10 protein-coding genes are annotated in these 12,761 nt (G+C 72.5%); 4 read left to right on the top strand and 6 right to left on the bottom strand.

The window, feature by feature from the left end; genetic code table 11:
- The first annotated feature begins 336 nt into the window (after positions 1 to 336).
- Positions 337 to 819, top strand: a complete 483-nt coding sequence (locus AQJ64_RS01945; RefSeq protein ID WP_055635530.1) for a DUF456 domain-containing protein — start codon at positions 337 to 339, stop codon at positions 817 to 819.
- Here AQJ64_RS01945 and AQJ64_RS01940 read toward each other — a convergent pair.
- The 6 genes from AQJ64_RS01940 to AQJ64_RS01915 form a co-directional block, all read right to left on the bottom strand.
- Positions 782 to 1,561 (bottom strand): class I SAM-dependent methyltransferase, encoded by a 780-nt coding sequence (locus AQJ64_RS01940; protein WP_055635531.1) that lies wholly within the window; start codon positions 1,559 to 1,561, stop codon positions 782 to 784. The genes AQJ64_RS01945 and AQJ64_RS01940 overlap by 38 nt on opposite strands.
- 255 nt (positions 1,562 to 1,816) lie before the next feature.
- Positions 1,817 to 2,317, bottom strand: coding sequence for a methylated-DNA--[protein]-cysteine S-methyltransferase (locus AQJ64_RS01935; protein ID WP_055635532.1), 501 nt, complete (start codon positions 2,315 to 2,317; stop codon positions 1,817 to 1,819).
- The gene (locus AQJ64_RS01930) at positions 2,314 to 3,759 is read right to left on the bottom strand and encodes a DNA-3-methyladenine glycosylase 2 family protein (RefSeq protein WP_079061416.1); all 1,446 of its coding nucleotides are present in this window, start codon (positions 3,757 to 3,759) and stop codon (positions 2,314 to 2,316) included. The genes AQJ64_RS01935 and AQJ64_RS01930 overlap by 4 nt, the downstream gene beginning before the upstream one ends.
- 73 nt (positions 3,760 to 3,832) lie before the next feature.
- Positions 3,833 to 5,020, bottom strand: a complete 1,188-nt coding sequence (gene rsgA, locus AQJ64_RS01925; RefSeq protein WP_055635533.1) for a ribosome small subunit-dependent GTPase A — start codon at positions 5,018 to 5,020, stop codon at positions 3,833 to 3,835.
- 229 nt (positions 5,021 to 5,249) lie between these two features.
- Positions 5,250 to 6,743 carry a cellulose-binding domain-containing protein gene (locus AQJ64_RS01920; protein WP_055635534.1) on the bottom strand — a complete coding sequence of 498 codons (1,494 nt, stop codon included), beginning with the start codon at positions 6,741 to 6,743 and terminating at the stop codon, positions 5,250 to 5,252.
- A gap of 290 nt (positions 6,744 to 7,033) precedes the next feature.
- A complete protein-coding gene (locus tag AQJ64_RS01915; protein WP_055635535.1) occupies positions 7,034 to 8,353 on the bottom strand; it encodes a radical SAM protein in 1,320 nt (439 codons plus the stop codon).
- Between the two features lie 149 nt (positions 8,354 to 8,502).
- Here AQJ64_RS01915 and AQJ64_RS01910 point away from each other — a divergent pair, with 149 nt between their 5' ends.
- The 3 genes from AQJ64_RS01910 (at position 8,503) to AQJ64_RS01900 (ending at position 12,756) form a co-directional block, all read left to right on the top strand.
- Positions 8,503 to 9,822 (top strand): FAD-binding protein, encoded by a 1,320-nt coding sequence (locus AQJ64_RS01910; protein ID WP_079061415.1) that lies wholly within the window; start codon positions 8,503 to 8,505, stop codon positions 9,820 to 9,822.
- A 147-nt stretch (positions 9,823 to 9,969) separates the two neighbouring features.
- Entirely contained in the window at positions 9,970 to 11,217 is a 1,248-nt protein-coding gene (locus AQJ64_RS01905) for an ROK family protein (RefSeq protein WP_055631337.1), read from the top strand.
- Positions 11,218 to 11,490: 273 nt separating this feature from the next.
- The gene (locus AQJ64_RS01900; RefSeq protein ID WP_055631338.1) at positions 11,491 to 12,756 is read left to right on the top strand and encodes an ABC transporter substrate-binding protein; all 1,266 of its coding nucleotides are present in this window, start codon (positions 11,491 to 11,493) and stop codon (positions 12,754 to 12,756) included.
- The last annotated feature ends 5 nt before the right edge of the window (positions 12,757 to 12,761 follow it).

Raw genomic sequence — 12,761 nt, 5'->3', positions numbered from 1 at the left:
TACCTGGACCTGCGCCGTGGATGATCAACGAGCTGGAGCGCGCGGAACCGGCGGCCGCGCTGCTCGCCGAGGAGTAGCGTGCGGCGGTCGCCGAGCCGTCCGTGCACGACCTGGGCGAGGTGGTGACGGGCGCCGCGGCGGTGTCCCAACGCGGCATGACCGAGCTGACCGCCGCCCTCGGCCAGACAGCTCGACCTGGGCCAGCGGACCGTACAGCGATGGGTGAAGGAGCCGCTGACGGAGCTGATGGAGGGGTGGCCCGGGAACGCCGGCCCCCCCCCTCGCACGCCCACCTCTTGACCTGCCGTTTCCCCGCGATTCCGGCACTCTGGGCAGATGGGAGCGTGGGAACTCCTGCTGGTCGGTCTGGTGATCCTGCTCGGCCTGTGCGGAGTGCTGGTGCCGGGGGTGCCGGGCTCGTGGTTCGTGTGGTCCGCGGTCCTGTGGTGGGCGCTGAAGGATCCGCAGCCGGTCGCCTGGTGGGTGCTCGTGGGCGCCACCGTCGCGCTGTTCCTGAGCCAGGTGGTGCGCTGGGCGCTGCCGCCGCGCCGGCTGCGGGAGAGCGGCGCGACCCCCCGGATGGCGGTGTACGCCGGGGTCGGCGCGTTGCTCGGCTTCTTCCTGGTGCCCGTGCTGGGCGCGATCCCCGGTTTCATGGGCGGCGTCTATCTCTGTGAACGGCTCCGTCTGGGCCGGCACGGCGAGGCCCGCGCGGCCCTGCGCACGGCCATGCGCTCGGGCGGCTCCAGCGTGCTCGCGGAGCTGTTCACCTGCCTGCTGATCACGGGCGCGTGGCTGGGGGCGGTGCTGTGGGGGTGACCCGGGACGCCTGCCCGTCGCGCCGGAACAGCGCCGTCCAGAGGAAGGACTCGCCGAAGAGGGGCGACGCGGCCCCCTGCTCCCGCATGCCCCGCAGCTCGACCTCGGTCAGGTCGCGGAAGATCCCGCGCAGGGACTCGGGGGTGTAGGCGAGGCCGCCCTCCAGACGGGAGCGGTGGTAGAAGGCCTCGTCGGGGAGTTCCGAGCCCATCCGCCCGGCGGCGAAGCAGGTGAGGGAGAGATGGCCGCCGGGGGCCAGGACACGGTCGAGGAGGGCGAGATAGCTGACGCGGCGGTGCGGCGGCAGGTGGTGGAAGCAGCCGGAGTCGTGGACGAGGTCGTACGGGCCGTCGAGGACCGCGGCACCGGGGGCGAAGGCGTCGCCGCAGTGGAACCGGATCTCGGCCCCGGCCGCACGGGCCCGCTCCTCGGCCCAGGCGACGGCCGTCGGGGAGAGGTCGACCGCGTCCACCTCGAAGCCCCGGGCGGCGAGGTGCAGGGCGTTGCGGCCCGGCCCGCAGCCCAGGTCGAGGGCGCGGCCCGGGGTGATCAGCCCGCGGTCGAGGTACGAGACGAGGTTCTCGTCCGGCTTCGCGGCGAAGAACGGCACCGGCCTGGAGCGGTCAGTGTAGAAGCCGTCCCACCAGGCGGCCCCGTCGGCCGTCCAGCGGTCGGCCTCCGGCGCGAACAGGCCGTCCAGAAGTTCCAGCACGTCGTCCACCGTACGTATGTGACGGTCCATCGGCTTCCTTCCCCCCGGGCTTGTTCCCGACCAGGGAAACCTAGCCGCGACGGGAACAAAAGGCCAGCTCAGACGGTATGGGGCGAGGTCACGGGCCGACGTGTGCCGGGCCCCGGAGGCGGTGGGCGGACGGCTCCCGCGAGGTCCCCCGGTACGCGCCCGGATGCCCCTCGGAAGGCCGCCGGAGGGCCCTTCCGGACGGGCCCGCCCCCTGTTTTTCAGGACCTCACGGTCCTTCAGGACCTCACGGCTTTTTCAGGACCGCACGCCCTCCAGTTCCAGCAGCCGGATCTTGCGCTCCAGGCCGCCCGCGTACCCCGTGAGGGAGCCGTCCGCGCCGATCACCCGGTGGCAGGGGCGCAGGATCAGCAGCGGATTCGCGCCGACCGCCCCCCCGACGGCCCGCACGGCCATACGGGAGGCCCCGATCCGGGCGGCGATCTCGCCGTACGTCGTGGTCGCCCCGTGGGGGACGGTGTCGAGTGCCGCCCACACCCGCTCGCGGAACTCCGTGCCCTCGGCGCGCAGCTCCAGCCGGAACTCCTTCAGCTCTCCCGCGAAGTAGGCGGCGAGCTGCTCCTCGGCGGCGCGGAACGGGCCCGGGTCGTGCCGCCAGCCGTCCTGGACGGTGCGCCCGCCCCGCTGCCCCTCGACGGAGAGCGAGGTCAGGGCGCCGTCGGGGGCGGCGGTCAGCAGCAGGGGGCCGAGCGGGCCGCCGACGCTGGTCCAGTACACGGGCGCGATGCCGGTCGTCATGGGGTCTCCTCCGCTGCGCGCAGGTGGTGAAGGGCGTATGTCCGCCAGGGACGCCAGGTGTCGGGTACGTCGGCGCCGGGCGGCGCGACGTCGGGGTCGCCGAGGGCGCGGGCCCTGATCGCCGCCACGGTACGGGCGTCCAGCCCGGGTACGGCGAGCAGGGCGGCCTCGGCGTCGTCCCGGTCGGCGCCGGGGTCGAGGCGGACCCGGCCGTCGGCGAGGGCGACGGCGAGGGGGCCGACGGCCTCCGTCACGGCTGCCGGTTCCGGGAAGAGGTGGGTGAGGGTGCCGCAGGGCGCGTCGAGGGCCTTGCCGTGGTCGCGGACCAGTCGTTCGGACTCCGTACGGCCGACCAGGGCCCGTACGGCGTACTCCTCGGGGTCGGCGGCCCCGGGGGCGCGCAGCCCCGGCCGGGCGGCGACCAGCGGGGCGAGCCGGGGGTCGGCGCCGAGGCGCTCGTCGACGGCGTACGGGTCGGCGTCGAGGTCGAACAGCCGGCGCAGCCGCTGGACGGCGGTGGTGAGGTCACGCGGGTCGGTGAGGTGCAGCCGGGCGTCGAGCCAGCCGCCGGGGTGCAGGGCGCTCGCGCGGCCCGGGTCGCCCGGCCGTTCGTCGACGGCGACGATCCCGGTGCCGTGCGGGAGGCGGAGCGTACGGCGGTACGTCCGCCCGCCGGCCGGTCCGCCGACCTCCTCCACCCCGGCCACGGCCTCCCGCTCCAGCAGGTCGAAGACCGGGCCCGCACGGTAGGGGCCCCGGTGGGCGAGCCGCAGCGGGATCCCGGCGGCCGGGGTGCCGGTACGGCGGGAGGCGCGGGCGGCGGCCCGCAGCTCGGTCGGGGTCGCCGCGTACACGGCGCGGATCGTGTCGTTGAACTGGCGCACACTGGCGAACCCGGACGCGAAGGCGATCTCCGTGACCGGCAGCCCGGTGGTCTGGAGCAGCACGCGCGCGGTGTGGGCGCGCTGGGCGCGGGCGAGGGCGACGGGGCCCGCGCCGACCTCGGCGGTGAGCTGCCGCTGCACCTGGCGGGCGCTGTAGCCGAGCCGTACGGCGAGCCCGGCGACGCCCTCCCGGTCCACGACCCCGTCGCCGATCAGCCGCATGGCCCGGCCCACGACGTCGGCGCGCACGTTCCAGTCGGCGGAGCCCGGCACGGCGTCCGGGCGGCACCGCCGGCAGGCCCGGAAGCCCGAGCCCTGCGCGGCGGCGGCCGTGGTGAAGAAGCGCACGTTGTGCCGCTTCGGGGTGACGGCGGGGCAGCTGGGCCGGCAGTAGATGCCGGTGGTCTCGACGGCGAAGAAGAACTCCCCGTCGAACCGCGCGTCCCGGCTGCGCACCGCCTCGTACCGGGTGTCGTACGTGGTGTCGTACGGGGTGTCGTACGGGGTGTCGCACGTACGGTCGTACCCGGTTCCGTCCCTGGTGTCCTGACCCGTCATGCCCTCCAGTCTTCGCCCGGGACGGGGAAGGGGCTAGCGGAAATCGGACGTGACGGTGACGCGGGGGTACGGGTCACCGGGGCGGCGCGGGCTGCCAGGGTCCGCGGCCGCGCTTGGCGTCCCCGGCGGCGCGGCCCTCCGCCTTCTTGCGCTTCCAGTCCTGGCGGATGTCGGCGCGGACCCGGGCGTCGGACTTGGCGACGATCCACTGGTTCTCCCGGACGAGCTTGCGGTAGCTGTCCAGCCGGCGCGGCGCGAGCTCCCCGTCGTCGACGGCGGCGCGCACGGCGCACCCCGGTTCCGCGTCGTGCGCGCAGTCGTGGAACCGGCAGCCGCGGGCCAGCTCCTCGATCTCCGCGAAGACCTGCCCGACCCCGCCGCCGGCGTCCCACAGGCCGACCCCGCGCAGTCCGGGGGTGTCGATGAGCACACCGCCGCCGGGCAGCGGCAGCAGATTGCGGGTGGTCGTGGTGTGCCGGCCCTTGCCGTCGAGGTCACGGGTGGCCTGGACGGCCATCAGATCGGCGCCGGCGAGCGCGTTCGCGAGGGTGGACTTGCCGGCGCCGGACGCGCCGAGCAGCACGGACGTGCCCCGTCCGAGGAGCGCGGCGAGCTCCTCGACGCCCTCGCCGTCGCGGGCGCGGACGGGCAGCACCGGCACCCCGGGGGCGCTGGTCTCCACGTCCTGGACGAGATGCGCCAGCACGACCGGGTCGGGCACCAGGTCGGCCTTGGTGAGCACGACGACGGGCTGGGCGCCGGACTCCCAGGCCAGCGCCAGGAACCGTTCGATCCGGCCGAGGTCGAGGTCGACGGCCAGCGAGATCGCGACGACGGCGTGGTCGACGTTGGCGGCGAGGATCTGCCCCTCGGACCGCTTGGAGGAGGTGGAGCGGATGAACGCGGTACGGCGGGGCAGCAGTGTGCGGACGTATCGCGGATCGGCGCCCTCGGGGTCGAGGGCGACCCAGTCGCCGGTGCAGACGACCTTCATCGGGTCGTGGGGGACGACGAACTCGGTGTCGGCACGGACCGTACCGGCCGCCGTGACGACGTCGCACAGGCCGCGGTCGACCCGGACGACCCGGCCGGGCAGCAGCCCGTGCTCGGCGTGGGGCGCGAACTCGGCCGCCCAGTCCTCGTCCCAGCCGAGGGCGGCGAGAGGGTGCGCGGAGGCGCGGGAATAGGCGCGGGACGCGGCAGGAGAAGAAGCGGGCGAAGAAGCGGGAGAAGACGCATCCGGAGAAACGGAGGAATGCAAGGGAAACCCTTCACAGGGCGGCCCCGGCGGCGCGCGCGGGCGCGCGAAGAGGTCGGTTGGTCAGCCGGAGACCGCGGGGGTGAGGTGGACGATCGTCTGGCCGCGTCGAGCGGCCCCGGTGCCGGTGACAGTCATCGGTCCCACCTCCTGTTCCTGTGTCCCTGGATGACTCCGTCAGGCTAGGGGGACCTGACGGAGGACGCCACTTCTTTTTCCCGTGGACGGGCGCTCAGGAGCCCGTGCACTCCTGACCGTTGAGCGTGAAGCCGGACGGCGCCGTGTTGGTGTCCTGCCAGGAGGCGAGGAACCCGAAGGTGACGGTGGAGCCCGCGGTGACGGAGCGGTTGTAGTCGGCCGCGGTCGCGGTGACCCGGGTGCCCTGCTGGGCGACGCTCGCGTCCCACATCTGGTCGACGTGCTGCCCGTCCGTGAAGGACCAGGCGACCCGCCAGGAGTCGAGGGCGGTGGGCGAGGTGAACGTGACGCTGGCCTGGAAGCCGTCGGGCCACTGGTTGACGAGGTCGTAGCGGACCTCGCAGACGGCCGCGCCCCCGGTCTCGCCGCCACCGGTGCCGGTGGTGGCCGAGGAGGTGCCCTGCGGTTCGGGGTCGGGCTTCTCGTCGCCCTTCGTGCCGGTGCCCGGCGTGTCGTCGGCGGACGGCGCCGGGGACGCCGACGACGGGCGGGCGGAGGTCGCGGGCGCACCGGAGGACGGCACGGTGGAGCCGGGACCGGCCACCGGGCTGGTGTCCGTGGGGAGTTTCTGCGCGTCGGTGCCGCTGCCGCCGCCGAACGGCATCAGCGACGCGGCGAGCGCCAGCCCCGAGACCAGGACGGCGGCGGCGAACAGCCCGTGGCGCCTGAGGCGGGCCCGGTGGGCCGCGGCCCGCTCCGCCTGGCCCTCCGGGTCCGGCGCGTCGGGGCGTCCGGCGCCGAGGCGGACCTCGGCGGCGCGGCGACGGCGCTCCAGATAGGCGAGACCGCCCCAGCCGATGACACCGCCGGCGAGCGCGGCGGGCAGTCCGCCGCCGTGCAGTCGCAGACAGGCGGCGGCCTCGGCGCATTCCACGCAGGTGGCGAGGTGCCGGGAGAGGTCGTCGGGGGTGTCGGCGCCGGGCGAGCGGGTGACGGCGTCGAGCAGCCGGACGTAGGAGCGGCACTCCGCGCTCATCGGCGTGTCGAGGTGGTTGCGGTGGCAGCGGTCGCGGAACAGGCCGCGGACCGCGTTGAGTTCCTCGACGGAGGCGTCCGGGTCGAGGCCCTGGCGGCGGACGACGGAACGCAGCGGAAGCGCCTCCACCTCCGCCAGCCACAGCAGGGTGGCGTCCGACTCGCCCATGTCGCGCAGTCCGCGCAGGGCGATGGGGCGGCTCAGCGGCGGGCCGGTGTAGCGCCAGGCCTTGTCCGAGTTGAGCCACAGTCGCAGGTCGGGGTCGAGCTTGTGGCCCTGTCCCTCGGTCTCCCAGGCGGCCGCCGTGTTGCGTACGGCGGTCAGCAGCAGGGGGATCCGGGGCAGCCGGGACGAGCGGCGGCCGGCACCTCGTGCGGTACCGTCGTCGGCGGCGCGGGCCTCGTGTATGCCGAGCGCGAACGCCTCACGGGCCAGCTGGTTGGCCGCGGTCGAACCGGACGTGCACAGGTCCGCGTACGACAGGACGGCGTCCCAGCACTCGGAGAACAGCGCGGCCTCCGCGGCGTCCTTCGGGGTCGGCAGGTCGGGCATGTGACTCCTGCATCCAAATGCGAGGTCAACTCACCATGACGGCAATGGAGTTGGGGGGAACCTCGCGGCAGGCACCGAGGATTTCACGTTTCTCACACAACTGACAAGCGCCCTGTTCAGATGTCATGTAAGGACGTCCGTACAGGGGTTCGGCAGGCGGCCGCGTCCCATGCTCCGCCGAGTAGTACGGACGCGGGCCGCTCTGTGTTCACCTCTGTTGTTCACCGCTTTGGTTCACCGCTTTGGTTCACCTCTGCGGCTCACCTCTGTGCTCAACGGCGGTGCCGGGACTATACGGCCGTCTCCTCCTGCGCCGGAAGACTGTCCATGAAGGAACTCACGGAGAACACCGCGCGACCCGGCCCGGGCGGACCGTAGCCGGGGGGCGAGGAGAGCCCGAACTCGTCCATCGTGGCCCGGTAGGCCTCCAGGAGCCGGATGTGGTACTCCAGCGGCGCGCCCTGCGGGTTGGCCTTGCCGAGCGGGGTGGTCGGCTCCGGGCACCAGGTGGTGAAGCGCGGCGTGATGCCCTGCGACATGAAGAAGCGCAGCCCCTCGGTGGTCGACGCGATCGCCTCGTCGACGGTGGTGAAGCCGAACGGCTCGGCCATCTCCACGCCCGCCACGAAGTTGGGGATGACGTTGCGCGCGCCGAACACCTCGGCGGAGTCGAGGATCCGCCGGTGCCACTCGTCGCGGCCGACGTAGCGCTCCTTGCCGGGGCAGTACAGCTCGAACAGCCGGCGGTCCCACACCTCGTAGTTGGGGTGGTAGATCTGTACGCCGTAGTCCTTGAACCGCTGCACGTCGTCGCGCGGCAGCGCCTGGGCGACCACCTTGCCGATCCAGCGGCCCGGGAAACGCTCCTCGATCGCCTTGGCGTAGTGGCCGTAGAAGTCGGCCTCGTCACGCCCGGCGACCGTCTTGGTGATGGCGCCGCCGGTGAGGGTGTAGGCGGTGGACGCCTTCGCGGTGTCGTACTTGTCGATGATCTCGAGGGCCTCCAGCACCTCCTCGACGTCCTTGACTCCTGTATACGGTCGACCGGCGGCCTTGTGCTGTCGCCAGTTGTGGTTGATGTCGCAGTACTGGCACTCCTCCTTGGCGCCGAAGTACTGGCAGACCCGGAAGACCGTCAGATAGATGAGGTAGCCCCACTGGATGGTCGGGGCGACCTCCATCACGGACTTCCCGTTGGACAGCGTGTGCCGGTAGTACTCGGGCATCGGCGGCACGCCGACGTCCGCGATCCGCTTCCCGTCGAGGTACAGCCCGAGCAGTCCCTCGGCGTCGGCCGCCACCCGGTAGGGCGAGGCCGGGTTCACCCGCACGGACACGACCGTGCGCCGGAGGTCGTACGGACCGCCGGTCAGGATGATCTCCTCGGGCGGCCGGCGCAGCGCGGCCTCGCCCAGCTCGGGCAGGGTGCCATGGTCGAAGGAGAAGATGAAGTACGACTTCGGCTTGACCTCGCCCGACTCGTTGTCGCTGAGGGCCGAGGGGTCGAAGGCCACTCCCCCGCGCAGCAGGTCCTCCTTGAAGACGGCCTCCCGCGGCACATGCGGAAACCGCTCCATCAGATCCTCGACCAGCGCGGTACGGCTGCCCATCCGTCTCTCCTCCCGGCTCAGGCGTACGACTCCTCACGGTATGCCCCCGGCGGCACGGGGGCGGGGGCGGGGTGCCTCGTGTTGCGGGCAAGGTAGGTTCGACCTGGGTATTCCGGGTTCTCGATCACCTCGAAAGGGCGGGCAGTCGCATGGGCGGGACCGTGACGGACGGGGCGGGACAGGACGGGCCGGGCCACGGCGGGGCCGCCCGCGGCGGGCCGCCGGGGAGCCGGTCGTGGCGGAACTGGGCGGGCAACATCGTCTTCGCCGCCGGTGAGCCGCACCGGCCGGAGTCCGTGGACGCGCTGCGCGCGCTCGTGGCGGGCGGCGGGCGGGTGCGGGTGCTCGGCAGCGGGCACTCCTTCAACCGGATCGCCGACCCGGGCGCCGACGGGGTGCTGCTGTCGCTGGAGGCGCTGCCGGCCGAGATCGACGTGGACACGGCGGCCCGCACGGTACGGGTCGGCGGCGGGGTGCGGTACGCGGCCCTGGCCCGGCGGGTGCACGAGCACGGGCTCGCCCTGCCGAACATGGCCTCCCTCCCGCACATCTCCGTGGCCGGCTCGGTGGCCACCGGCACCCATGGGTCGGGCGTGCGCAACGGCTCCCTCGCCTCGGCGGTACGCGAGGTGGAGATCGTCACGGCGGACGGCTCGACCGTCGTGATCGGACGCGAGGACGCACGCTTCGGCGGGGCCGTGACCTCCCTGGGCGCGCTCGGCGTGGTCACCGCGCTCACCCTGGACCTGGAGCCGGACTACGGGGTCGAGCAGCACCTGTTCACCGAACTCCCTCTGGACGGGCTGGACTTCGAGACGGTGGCGGGGGCCGCGTACAGCGTGAGCCTGTTCACCGACTGGGGCGCCCCCGGCTTCCGGCAGGTCTGGCTGAAGCGGCGCACCGACGAGCCCCTCGCCGCGTTCCCGTGGGCCGCGCCCGCGACCGAGGCACTGCACCCGGTGCCGGGGATGCCGGCGGTCAACTGCACCGAGCAGCTCGGGGTGCCGGGGCCGTGGCACGAGCGGCTGCCGCACTTCCGGGCGGAGTTCACGCCGAGCAGCGGGGAGGAGTTGCAGAGCGAGTATCTGCTGCCGCGGTCGGCGGCCGACGGGATACTGTATGCGATCGACGGGATCCGGAAGACGGTCGCCCGTGTCCTGCAGATCTGCGAGGTGCGGACGGTGGCCGCCGACGACCAGTGGCTCAGCCCGGCGTACGGCCGGGACACGGTCGCCGTGCACTTCACCTGGATCGCCGACACGCCGGCCGTCCTGCCGGCCGTACGGGAGGTGGAGGCCGCGCTGGAACCGTTCTCCCCGCGGCCGCACTGGGGAAAGGTGTTCGAGATCCCGGCCCCCGCCCTGCGCGCGCGCTATCCCCGGATCGAGGAGTTCGCGGCGCTGGTACGCGAGCTGGACCCCGCCGGGAAGTTCACCAACGCCTTCGTGCGGGACGTCCTGGGGACCTGAACGCGCCACCCGCGCACCGGGGCGCGGCGGACTTTATAAAGCCCCTTTCCTAACCCCTTGTCGAACGTCGTGGCACGCCATAGCCTGTCGCCGCGCCGGTGCCGTCGCCGCTACCGGCCTCGGTGCCGGGGCGGCGAAGGGAGCTCGATGAAGCGCGGCACATCACGGGACATCCGCACCGCGAACCGCTACGAGGTGCTGCGCCAGATCATCGCCTCCTCGCCCACCTCCCGGCAGGAGCTGGCGGCCGCGACCGGACTGTCCCTGGCCACGGTCGCCACGCTCGTCGGCGAGCTGCTCGACCTCCGCATGATCACGGAGGTCGGGTTCGAGGACTCGGCGGGTGGCCGCCCCCGGGGTCTCGTGGCCGTCAACGCGTCGGGGGGCGCGTTGATCGGCGTCGACATCGCGGAGACGTACGTCCATGTCGAGCTGTTCGACCTGGCGCTGAACGTGCTGGCCCGCGCCGAGGAGAACATGCGCCCCGGCGAGAGCCGCCCGGAGCAGGTGGTCGGGCATGTCACGGCGGCCGTCGGCTCGGTGGTCGCGCAGGCCGGGGTGGAGGCGGCACGGGTGCTCGGGGTCGGGGTGAGCGTGCCGGGGCAGGTGGACCGGGACACCGGTATCGCCGAGTACGCGCCCAACTGGGACTGGCACGACGTGCCGTTGCTCGATCTGCTCTCCGAACACATCGCGTATCCCCTGTACCTGGACAATCCGCTGCGGGCCAGCGCGGTCGCCGAGCTGTGGTTCGGGGCGGCGCGCGGCCACGGCGACGCGGTCGTGGTGAACCTCGGCACGGGTGTGGGCGCCGGTCTCGTCCTGGGCGGCGGGCTGCACCGGGGCGTCAGCAACAGCGCGGGCGAGTGGGGGCACACCACGCTCGTGCTCGACGGCCGGCTGTGCCGCTGCGGCAATCACGGCTGTGTGGAGACGTATGTCGGCGCACTCGGGATCATGCAGAATCTGCGCGAACTCAGCCCGCAGAGCCCGTTGTTGCACCCGGGGGACCAGACCGCCACCATCGACGCGCTGGCGGCCGGGGTCGCCGCGGGGGAGCAGGTGGCCGTCAAGGTCGTACGGGACACGGCCCGTTATCTGGGCGCCGCCGTCGCCGTCCTGGTCAACGTACTCAATCCCGAGGTGGTGGTGCTGAGCAGCTGGGTCGCGGCCCGGCTCGGCGAACCCCTGCTGGAGGAGGTGCGCGAGGCCGTCGCCCGGCACGCGCTGAAACGGCCGCTGGCCGCCAGCCGGATCGTCCTCTCCGCGATCCCCACCGACCCCGTCTGCCTGGGAGCCGCGACGTTCGCGCTCGAAGGGGCGCTCCAGCGCGTCGGGCAGCGGAGCACCAAGCGCGCCACCCCGGCCAGGAGCCGCACCGCGCCCGCCTCGTGAGCCGAGGGCCGCCGGACCCTGACACCGGCGGCCCTCACCCCCCTTCCCCGCGCCCGCGTTACCCGTTCACGGGCGCCCTACACCCCTTCCTCCGGCGTGCCCGGGAGAGGGCCCGTTCGTCATCCCGAACCGATCACAACGCTTCGAACAGACTTCGTCCAACCCCTTGCCGAAGCCTTAGCCGAAGGTTAACGTCCCGCTCCGCGACAGGAATTGAGCCACCTGACGCAGATCCACCGAGCCGTAGCCGTACTTCGAGACAAGGACGTCAGCATGTCGGCAATGAGCAACAGCAACTGGTCCCGCCGTTCCCTGTTCCGGGCCGCAGCGGGTATGGCCGCGGCCGGCACCCTGGCCGCGTGCGGCGGCAACAACGGCCGCGGCGGGAGCAGCGGCTCGGGCAAGAACCTCGTGCAGTACTTCCACGCGTACGGCGAGGCGGGCGTCGAGCAGGCCGTCAAGCGGTACGCGAAGGCCTACAAGGGCGCCGACGTCACCACCCAGTGGATCACCGGCTCCCAGTTCGAGCAGAAGCTGTTCGCCGCCCTGCTCACCAAGAACGCGCCGGACGTGTTCGAGTTCCACCCGCAGATCCAGCTCGTCAAGAGCGGTCAGGTGGCGGATCTGACCGACATCATCGAGCCGGTCAAGGACGACTTCAACCCGGCCGACATCAAGTCGCACACGGTCGACGGGAAGATCTACGGCGTCCGGATGATCGACGACCCGCAGTTCTTCTTCTACCGGCCCTCGCTGTTCGAGAAGGCGAAGATCGAGGTGCCGCAGACCCTGGAGGAGCTGATCGAGGCCGCCGCCAAGCTCAAGACCAGCAAGGTCAAGGGCGCCTTCCTCGGCAACGACATCACCCCGGTGCAGAGCCCGCTGATCTGGTCGGCCGGCGCCGACACCCTCACCGAGGACAACAAGGTCGCCTTCAACACCGACGCGGTCGCGGAGGGGCTCAAGCAGCTGCGTTCCCTGTTCACCAGCGGCAACCTGCTCCTCGACGCCCCCGCCGACTGGTGGGACCCGTCGGCCTTCACCCAGGGCCTGACCGCGATCCAGTGGTGCGGCATGTGGGCCATGCCGGCCATGCAGCAGGCGCTCGGCGACGACATCGGCATCTTCCCCTTCCCGAAGGTCGGTTCCGCCGGCAAGCAGTCGGTCACCAACGGCGGTTGGTCGATGTTCGTCAACGCCAAGGGCGACAACGTCGAGGCCGCCAAGGAGTACGTCAAGTGGCTGTGGATCGAGCAGAAGCAGTACCAGGAGGACTTCGCCACCTCCTACGGCTTCCACATCCCGCCGCGCACCTCGATCGCCCAGTCCGCGACCAAGCTGAAGTCCGGCCTCCCGGCCGAGGGCGTGAAGCTCTTCAACGAGTTCGGCCACTTCGACAACATCGGCTGGACCCAGGCCATGATCTCCTCGATCAACGACGTGATGGCCAACTCCGTCCGTAAGGACGGCGACCCGAAGGCCCAGCTCGCCGCCGCCGAGAAGAAGGTCGACGCCGAGCTCAAGAAGCTGTTCGGTTAAGCCGC

The organism is Streptomyces griseoruber (assembly GCF_001514205.1).
GTDB lineage: Bacteria > Actinomycetota > Actinomycetes > Streptomycetales > Streptomycetaceae > Streptomyces > Streptomyces griseoruber.
The sequence above is the reverse complement of the archived record's forward strand: the minus strand, read 5'-3'. Positions and strand labels throughout refer to the sequence as shown.

Excerpts from the sequence above, each read along its gene's own strand:
- AQJ64_RS01945 (WP_055635530.1), top strand. The coding sequence starts at position 337 with ATGGGAGCGTGGGAACTCCTGCTGGTCGGTCTGGTGATCCTGCTCGGC.
- AQJ64_RS01940 (WP_055635531.1), bottom strand. The coding sequence starts at position 1,561 with ATGGACCGTCACATACGTACGGTGGACGACGTGCTGGAACTTCTGGAC.
- AQJ64_RS01935 (WP_055635532.1), bottom strand. The coding sequence starts at position 2,317 with ATGACGACCGGCATCGCGCCCGTGTACTGGACCAGCGTCGGCGGCCCG.
- AQJ64_RS01930 (WP_079061416.1), bottom strand. The coding sequence starts at position 3,759 with ATGACGGGTCAGGACACCAGGGACGGAACCGGGTACGACCGTACGTGC.
- AQJ64_RS01920 (WP_055635534.1), bottom strand. The coding sequence starts at position 6,743 with ATGCCCGACCTGCCGACCCCGAAGGACGCCGCGGAGGCCGCGCTGTTC.
- AQJ64_RS01915 (WP_055635535.1), bottom strand. The coding sequence starts at position 8,353 with ATGGGCAGCCGTACCGCGCTGGTCGAGGATCTGATGGAGCGGTTTCCG.
- AQJ64_RS01910 (WP_079061415.1), top strand. The coding sequence starts at position 8,503 with ATGGGCGGGACCGTGACGGACGGGGCGGGACAGGACGGGCCGGGCCAC.
- AQJ64_RS01905 (WP_055631337.1), top strand. The coding sequence starts at position 9,970 with ATGAAGCGCGGCACATCACGGGACATCCGCACCGCGAACCGCTACGAG.
- AQJ64_RS01900 (WP_055631338.1), top strand. The coding sequence starts at position 11,491 with ATGTCGGCAATGAGCAACAGCAACTGGTCCCGCCGTTCCCTGTTCCGG.